The sequence below is a fragment of the Anaerolineae bacterium genome (genome assembly GCA_014360855.1).
GTDB lineage: Bacteria > Chloroflexota > Anaerolineae > JACIWP01 > JACIWP01 > JACIWP01.
The window spans coordinates 1-1,754 of the sequence record JACIWP010000411.1 but is presented as its reverse complement, the minus strand read 5'-3'; the positions used below and the strand labels follow the sequence as shown (position 1 = coordinate 1,754).

The 1,754-nt window shown below is 64.9% G+C and carries 3 protein-coding genes; 1 reads left to right on the top strand and 2 read right to left on the bottom strand.

Annotated features, from left to right (window positions below; translation table 11 throughout):
• Both H5T60_14605 and rpsU read right to left on the bottom strand, forming a co-directional pair.
• Window positions 1-563, bottom strand: a 563-nt coding sequence (locus tag H5T60_14605; protein MBC7243662.1) for a hypothetical protein, incomplete at its 3' end; no start/stop codon positions are given.
• A 119-nt stretch (window positions 564-682) separates the two neighbouring features.
• On the bottom strand, window positions 683-895 hold the full coding sequence (gene rpsU / locus H5T60_14600; GenBank protein ID MBC7243661.1) for a 30S ribosomal protein S21: 213 nt from the start codon (window positions 893-895) through the stop codon (window positions 683-685).
• Window positions 896-1,169: 274 nt separating this feature from the next.
• Here rpsU and H5T60_14595 point away from each other — a divergent pair.
• Window positions 1,170-1,754 (top strand): PD40 domain-containing protein (locus H5T60_14595; protein ID MBC7243660.1); only part of this gene is annotated, 585 nt, incomplete at its 3' end.

Genomic DNA, 1,754 nt, shown 5'->3' with positions numbered 1-1,754 from the left:
CGATCGCGAGGAGAGACGACGAGATGCGTGGGTGGGGGCGAAAGCCGGAACAGCACTGGCGGCCAGAGGACGCCGGCGGTGCTCAGCCCCAGCCGGCCGGCGGTGCGCGCCACCTGCCGCTCCAAGATCGTCTCCACCAGCGGCTGTCGCCGGCGCAGTTCGTCGCGCCGGCGCCCCGCCTCCGCCTCCTTCTGCCGAATCTCTTCCCCGGGCAGTGCCCCAGCCGGCAGTTCCGCATACGCCTGTTCGATCTCCTGCTGGAGCCGGCGGTATTGCCGCAACTGCTCCACGTAGTCCATCACAATCATCGAGCCGTCCAGGCCGGCGAGCTGAGGCGCGGGATACCGGAGGTTGGCGGCAATTTTGGCGGCGACCGCCTCCGCCTCCCAGCGGGCGATATCGAACTCTCTGCCGGCAATCACGGGCTGGATCGCGGCATCCATGTCCTTTTCAGAGAGTGCCTCCGCCGGCGGCCATACGCCCACAGCCAGCAGGCCGGCGGCGAGAAGCAGTACTGCCGCTGTCCCAATATGCCAGCCGGATAGATGCTTACGCCCTCGCATCGTCTCGAATCCTCGTCCAGGAAACAGAAAGGGGGCTCGCCGGTGTTTCCATCAGCGTGCCCCCGCACCAACTCTTCGATAGGCCGGCCAGCCGGCCGAAAACCATCAACCAGGAAGGGTTAGCGATAGCGCCGTTCGCGCTCCCGTAGCTTGCGCAGTTTGCGCCGCATTTTGCGGATGGCCTTGGCGCGCTTGATACGCTTCTCCTCGCTCTTGGAAACGTACCACCGCTTGCGGCGAACATCTCGCAGGATACCCTCCTTGGTGACCTCCTTGCGGAAGCGCTTCAGCAGGGATTCCTGCGATTCACCAGGCTGTAACTCCACGCGCATCTACGAATCTCACCCCCTTCCTTGTCCATATTTCTGTACGCCTTGCGACGGACATCTCGCATAAAAAAACCGTCTGACATACTGCAGACGGCCCACGGCATAGCCTTCCGTCCGCGCGCATTTGTAACACAAAATGGCCCTTTTGTCAATTTCGCGGCCCCCACTGCCAAATGGACAAGTTGCACTTCCTGGGGTACAATGCCGGCGCATCCCGCCCGCAAGAGAGGCTGTCAGGCACATCATGGCACATCGCCGTATCCGCCGACCAACAACCATGTTCTATGTCGCGTTCGCCCTGGCGTTAATCATCGCCGCCGGCCTGCCGCTCCACGCCCTGGCCCAGTCCCCCGCCGGCGAACCGCGCATCGCCTTCGCCGCCCGCACCGGGCAAAACTGGGACATTTACTCCATCCGCCCCGACGGCACGGACCTGCGCCGGCTGACCGACCATCCGGAGCCGGACCTGGCGCCAGCCTTCTCGCCCGACGGCTCCCAACTGCTGTTCCAGTCCCACCGCGATGGCAATTGGGAAATCTATCTGCTGGACCTGCACAGCGGCGAGCTGACGCGCCTGACCGATTCGCCGGCCTTCGACGGCATGCCGGCCTGGGCGCCGGACGGCCGCCGCTTCGCCTTTGAGTCCACCCGCGCCGGCGACCTGGATATCTTCATTGGCTCGCTGGACGGCGGCCCGCCGCAGAACCTCACTGCCGATTCCCCATACGGCGACATGGAGCCGGCCTGGTCCCCCGACGGCACCACCATCGCCTTCTCCTCCTGGCGCTACGGCGATAAAGACCTGTTCTTCATGCGCCCGGACGGCCAGGACGTGCGGCAGATCACCAACAGCCACACGGGA